Source organism: Saccharomonospora iraqiensis subsp. iraqiensis (assembly GCF_000430445.1).
In the GTDB taxonomy this organism is placed as follows: Bacteria; Actinomycetota; Actinomycetes; order Mycobacteriales; family Pseudonocardiaceae; genus Saccharomonospora; species Saccharomonospora iraqiensis.
Genome location: NZ_KE387117.1, coordinates 20,608 through 26,564 on the forward strand (window position 1 = coordinate 20,608; position 5,957 = coordinate 26,564).

Annotated in this window: 7 protein-coding genes; 6 read left to right on the forward strand and 1 reads right to left on the reverse strand. The window is 72.2% G+C overall.

Annotation, left to right across the window (positions count from 1 at the left end):
* The 4 genes from ACTIR_RS24030 to ACTIR_RS0117415 all read left to right on the forward strand — a co-directional run.
* A partial coding sequence (locus ACTIR_RS24030; RefSeq protein ID WP_034240697.1) for a zinc-binding dehydrogenase occupies positions 1-356 on the forward strand: 356 nt, incomplete at its 5' end.
* A gap of 2 nt (positions 357-358) precedes the next feature.
* Positions 359-1,720, forward strand: coding sequence for an ABC transporter substrate-binding protein (locus ACTIR_RS0117405; protein ID WP_026455238.1), 1,362 nt, complete (start codon positions 359-361; stop codon positions 1,718-1,720).
* Positions 1,717-2,661 (forward strand): carbohydrate ABC transporter permease, encoded by a 945-nt coding sequence (locus ACTIR_RS0117410; protein WP_026455239.1) that lies wholly within the window; start codon positions 1,717-1,719, stop codon positions 2,659-2,661. Before ACTIR_RS0117405 ends, ACTIR_RS0117410 begins: the two co-directional genes overlap by 4 nt.
* Positions 2,658-3,467: a carbohydrate ABC transporter permease gene (locus ACTIR_RS0117415; RefSeq protein ID WP_026455240.1), complete on the forward strand. Its 810-nt coding sequence runs from the start codon at positions 2,658-2,660 to the stop codon at positions 3,465-3,467. The genes ACTIR_RS0117410 and ACTIR_RS0117415 overlap by 4 nt, the downstream gene beginning before the upstream one ends.
* Positions 3,468-3,511: 44 nt before the next feature.
* On the opposite strand, the gene ACTIR_RS0117420 is transcribed toward ACTIR_RS0117415, so the two are convergent.
* Positions 3,512-4,540: a S1C family serine protease gene (locus ACTIR_RS0117420; RefSeq protein ID WP_026455241.1), complete on the reverse strand. Its 1,029-nt coding sequence runs from the start codon at positions 4,538-4,540 to the stop codon at positions 3,512-3,514.
* 118 nt (positions 4,541-4,658) lie between these two features.
* Here ACTIR_RS0117420 and ACTIR_RS0117425 point away from each other — a divergent pair, with 118 nt between their 5' ends.
* Together ACTIR_RS0117425 and ACTIR_RS0117430 are read left to right on the forward strand one after the other, a co-directional pair.
* Positions 4,659-5,054, forward strand: a complete 396-nt coding sequence (locus ACTIR_RS0117425) for a hypothetical protein (RefSeq protein ID WP_026455242.1) — start codon at positions 4,659-4,661, stop codon at positions 5,052-5,054.
* Between the two features lie 19 nt (positions 5,055-5,073).
* The coding region (locus tag ACTIR_RS0117430) for a universal stress protein (protein WP_026455243.1) at positions 5,074-5,957 on the forward strand (884 nt) is incomplete at its 3' end.

The window sequence follows — 5,957 nt, forward strand, 5'->3', positions numbered from 1 at the left end:
CGGCCGTCGACTGCACCGGTGCCCCCGCCGCGATCGAGGCCGCCGTCGGCGCGCTCGGCAGGGGCGGCAGGCTGCTGGTCTTCGGGGTGGCGCCGGAGCGCGCGCGGGTGTCGTTGTCGCCGTTCCGGATCTACCACGACGAGATCACCGTCGTCGGCTCGATGGCGGTGCTGCACAGCTTCGGCGCCGCGCTCGACCTCGTCGCCCGCGGCGTGGTCGAGGCGGACGCGCTGGTGACGGACACGATGCCGTTGACGGAGTGGCCGGACGCGCTGGCACGCGTGCGCGCGGGCACCGGTCTGAAGATCCACATCGACCCGGGCCGGGAGTTCCCGGGCGCCGTGGGAGGGGAGTGACGATGCACCGAGTCACCGGCGGTCGCCGACGGCCCTTCTCGGCCCTCTTCCTGGTCCTGGTGCTGCTGGGGATCTCCGGGTGTGCCGGGGCGGGGGCGCTCGGCGGCGACGGGCGGACGCTGACCGTCGCGATCGTGGCCAACCCGCAGATGAACGACGCGATCGCGTTGTCCGACCGGTTCGAGCGCGCACACGATGTGCGCCTGCGGTTCGTCTCGCTGCCGGAGAACCAGGCCCGCGCGAAGATCACCGCCTCGACCGCGACCGGCGGCGGCGAGTTCGACCTCGTGATGATCAGCAACTACGAGACGCCGCAGTGGGCGGCCAACGGGTGGTTGCGCGACCTGGGGCCGTACCTGGACGCCCACCCCGACTACGACCACGGCGACTTCATCCCGAGCATCCGGGAGTCGTTGTCCTACGAGGGGTCGATGTACGCGGTGCCGTTCTACGGCGAGTCGTCGTTCCTGGCCTACCGGAAGGACCTCTTCGCCGAGGCCGGGCTCACCATGCCGGACGACCCCACCTGGTCGCAGATCGCCCGGTTCGCCGCGGAGCTGGACGACGAGGAGTCGGGCGTGGCGGGCATCTGCCTGCGCGGCAAGCCGGGGTGGGGCGAGAGCCTCGCCCCGTTCAACACGGTGGTGAACACCTTCGGCGGGCGCTGGTTCGACGAGGACTGGCGCGCGCGGCTGACGTCGCCGGAGTTCCGCGCGGCGGCCGAGTTCTACGTCGGTCTGCTCCGCGAGCACGGCGAGGTGGGCGCCGCCAGTGCGGGGTTCTCCGAGTGCGGCACGCGCTACACCCAGGGGCAGGCGGCCATGTGGTACGACGCCACGGTCATGGCGGGCATCAACGAGGACCCGTCGTCGAGCACCGTCGTCGGCAAGTCGGGCTACGTCGCGGCCCCGGTGCGGAACACCCCCGCGGGCGGGTGGCTCTACACCTGGGCGCTGGCGATGCCCGCGGGAACCGAGAAGCCGGATCTGGCCTGGGAGTTCCTGCGGTGGATGACCGACAAGGACTACGTCCGGCTGGTGGGCGAGACGTTCGGATGGAACCGGGTGCCGCCGGGGTGCCGGAGGTCGACCTACGAGATCCCCGAGTACCGCGAGGCCGCCCGCGCCTACGCCGAACCGACGCTGGAGGGTATCCGGAACGCGAACCAGGAACGGACCATGACGAAGCCGGTGCCCTACCCGGGCATCCAGTTCCTCGGCATCCCCGAGTTCCAGGACCTCGGCACGCGGGTGAGCCGGCAGCTCTCCGCCGCCATCGCGGGGCGGATCACCGTGGACGAGGCCCTGCGGCGGTCCCAGCAGTACGCCGAGGACGTCGGCGCGGCCTACCGGGAGACGCGATGACCACCACCCTCGAAGGACCCGCCGAACACCGCGGGCACCGTCGGTCCACCCCGGAGCGGTCCCGCCCGGGTGAGCGTGCCCGGGCCTGGCGGCGCCGTGCCCCGTTGCTGCCCGCCCTGCTGTTCACCATCGCGGCGACCCAGGTGCCGTTCCTGGTCACCGTGGTCTACTCGTTCCAGTCGTGGAACCTGGTGCGGCCCGGATCCCGGCACTTCGTCGGGTTCGACAACTACGCCGCCGTGTTCGCCGACAGCGAGTTCCGCGGGGCGCTGCTGAACACGGTGCTGCTCACCCTGGTGTGCGTGTTCGTGTCCCTGCTGCTGGGCCTGGGGCTGGCGCTGCTGCTGGACCGCCGGTTCGTCGGCAGGTCGGTCGTGCGCACGCTCGTCGTCACGCCGTTCCTCCTGCTGCCCGCCGCGGGGGCGCTGCTGTGGAAGACGACGATGTTCGACCCCACCTACGGACTGCTCAACGCGGTGCTCGGCACCGACGTCGACTGGCTGTCGCGGTACCCGCTCGCGGCGGTGATGACCCAGGTGGTCTGGCAGTGGACGCCGTTCATGACGCTGCTGATCCTCGCCGGGCTGCAGGCGCGGTCGCCGGAGGTGCTGGAGGCCGCCCGGGTGGACGGTGCCGGCCGGTGGCGGATGTTCGCCTCGATCACGTTGCCGCAGTTGTCCCGCTATCTGCAGCTCGCCGCCCTGCTCGGGGCGATCTACATCGTGAACACCTTCGACGCGATCTACCTGATGACCCAGGGCGGGCCCGGCACGGCGAGCACGAACCTGCCGTTCTCCATCTACCAGCGCGCCTTCCAGGGCTTCGACATCGGACAGTCCTCGGCGATGGGGGTGCTGGTGGTGCTGCTGACGCTGATCGTGGCGACGTTCGCGCTGCGGGTGATGTTCCGGTCGTTCGACGTGCGGGGAGGTGTGCGATGAGAGTGTCCCGTCCGGTGCTGACCGGCGCCACCTGGCTGGTCGCGGTGCTGTTCGTGTTCCCGGTGGTCTGGATGGTGCTCACGGCGTTCAAACGCGAGGCCGACGCCTACACCGATCCGCCGACGGTGCTGTTCACCCCGACCTGGGAGCAGTTCGCCGGTGTCCTGGAACGCGGCTTCCTGCCGTACCTGGCCAACTCGGCGGTGGTGACCGTGCTGTCCACCCTGGCGGTGCTCGCCTTGGGCATCCCCGCCGCCTACGCGCTGTCGCTGGCCCCGGTGAAGCAGACCGGCAACGCGCTCGGGTTCTTCCTGTCCACGAAGATGCTCCCGATCGTGGCCGCCATCATCCCGCTGTACGTGATCTCGCAGAACACGCGGCTGCTGGACACGGTGTGGATCCTGGTGCTGCTGCACACCGCGATGAACCTGCCGCTGGCGGTGTGGATGCTGCGTTCGTTCTTCCTGGAGATCCCCGCCGAGATGCTGGAGGCGGCCCGGATGGACGGGGCCTCGTTGCCGACGATGCTGACCCGGGTGGCCCTGCCCGTGGTCGCCCCCGGCATCGCGGCGACGGCGCTGATCAGTGTGATCTTCTCGTGGACGGAGTTCTTCTACGCGGTGAACCTGACCGCGGCGCGCGCCGGGACGGTGCCGGTGTTCCTGTCCGGGTTCATCACCAGCGAGGGCCTGTACTGGGCGCAGTTGTCCGCCGCCGCACTGCTCGCGTCGCTGCCCGTGGTGATCATCGGCTGGATCGCGCAGAACCACCTCGTGCGCGGCCTGTCGATGGGGGCCGTGAAGTAGGCGACCGGCCAGTGGCGCGGGGCGGGCGGGCAGGGCGCAGGGAATCAGCCCTCCCGCTCGCCGATCGTCACGGTGGTGCGCTGCCGTTGCCCGTCGCGCAGGTATTCGAGCTCCCGCTGCTGTCCGGGTTCGGCCCGGCGCAGCGCGGAGAGCACGTCCTCGACGTTGCGCACGCGCGTGTCGCCCAGCCCGACGAGGACGTCGCCGCGCCGCAGACCGGCCTCGTCGGCGGGGCTGTCCGGTTCGACCTCCAGCACGAGCGCGCCGCGCTCGGCCTCGATGCCGAGCCGGTCCCGGATCGACGGGGTGAGCCTGCCGAGCGAGACACCCAGGTAGGCGTGCGTGGCCACCCCGTCGCGCAGCAGCTCCTCGGCGGTGTCGACCACGGTGGACGACGGGATGGCGAACCCCAGCGACACCGCGCCCGCGCTGGGCGGGATGTAGGCCTCGTTGATGCCGACGACTCGTCCCCGGGAGTCCAGCAGTGCCCCGCCCGACGACCCCGGGGAGATCGAGGCGTCGGTCTGGATCAGGTTGACCAGCGACCGGTTGCCCCGCGTCGCCGACCCGGGGATCTCACGGTTGAGGCCGGACACCACGCCGACGGTCACGGAGTTCTGGAAGCCCAGCGGTGAGCCGATGGCGATCGCGATGTCGCCCTGCCGGGGGAGCTGCTCGCGGTACTCGGGGACGGGGAGGTTCCCCCGCTCGGTGCGCAGGACGGCGAGGTCGGTGAACTCGTCCGTGGCGATCACCCGGGCCCCGGAGGCCGCGCCGTCGGCGTAGACCAGTTCGACCTCCTCGACGTCGGCGACGACGTGCTGATTGGTCACCACCACGTCGGAACGCAGCACGACCCCGCTGCCGACGCCCTCCCCGGCGCGGACGGTGACCATGCTCGGTTCGAGCTGCTCGACCAGGTCGGCGTATCCGCCGTCGCCGCCGCCCACCCCGCCGTCGGCGGGCGCCGTGGTACCGGTCCCCGGTGCCGGTTGCTGCCCGTCGCCACCGGTGCAGCCACCGGCCAGTGCCACGGTGACGACCAGGGCGCCGAGAACAGGGGCGATCCGCATGTCGGCGGGCTACCCTGCCCGCGCGCCGTCAATCCCGGGAGGTTCACCGACCCGGTACCGGGGAACTCCCGGAGGGACCGGGCGGGTGGGGTGGTGACCGCCGGTGAGAGGAGGCCGGGTGCACGCGAGCGTCCGGGGTGCCGCCCTGGCCGTGGTCCTCGCCGCGGTGGGTGTGCCGGTGTCGGCGTGCACCGGGGGGCCCGACGGAGCGGACGGGCCGGACGGGCGCACGGGGGTTCCGCCCACGGACACCGTCCCGCCGACCGGACGCACCACCGGTGCCCCGGAGGTCACCGTCCGGGGCACGGTGGCGCGGGGAGTGGAACCGGACTGCCTGGTGTTGTCCACCGGTCGACGGGAGTATCTGCTGCTGCGTCCCGGCCCCGGGCTGCGCCCGGGTACCGAGGTGGTGGTGCGCGGAACCCCGCGTCCCGGGATGCCGACCACCTGCATGCAGGGCACCCCGCTCGTCGTGCGCGAGGTCGACCGGGTGGGTGAGGGCAGCACATCGTGAGGCGACGTCAGGAGGCGGCATGACACGGACACACACACTGTCCGAGGGACGCGGCGGGGTACTGGTGTGCTTCGACGGGTCGGAGGGGGCGCACACGGCGCTGTGGTGGGCGGCGACCGAGGCGTCGGTCCGCGGTGTGCCGCTCGTCGCGGCGCAGTCGTTCGAGTGGGACCTGCCGTCGCTGCACGCGGTCGACGAACACGGCGAGTACAACGAGCGACTGTTGCGGGAGAACGCCGAGCAGGACCTCAACCGGGCGACGGGCGAGTGCCGCGAGGCGTTGCCCGGGCTGACGGTGTTCTTCGCGACTCCGGACGGTCCGCCGGAGGTCACCATGGTGCAGCTCGCCGACCAGCTCGACCCGGTGATGGTCGTGGCGGGCGCCTCCGGGCGGGGGGCTCTGGCACGGATGGTGCTCGGTTCCACGGCGGCGGAGCTGGCACGCCGGGTGCGTCAGCCGTTCGTGGTCGTGCGGGGGGAGCCCCCGGCGGCCGACGCGCCCGTCGTGGTCGGGGTGGACGGTTCGGACAACAGCGAGCGGGCCGTGGACTTCGCCCTGGACTTCGCCGAGTACCACCGGGCGCCGGTGCGGGCGGTGTACTCGTGGACCGACTGGCCGCTGGAGGCCTACGCCACCGCACCGCCGGGCCAGGTGGGGCTGACCCACGTGGACGAGTCCACCCAGGCGGTCGCCAAGGAGCAACTGGACACCGCCGCCACCCGGCACCCGGACCTGGGAATCGACTGGGAACCCGTGACCGAACGGCCGACGCACGCGCTGCTCGACCGTGCGGAGGGCGCCCGGCTGCTGGTGGTCGGCAGCCACGGGCGCGGCCCGGTCACCCGGGCGCTGCTCGGCTCGGTGAGCCACGCGGTGCTCTACCACGCGCCGTGCCCGGTGGC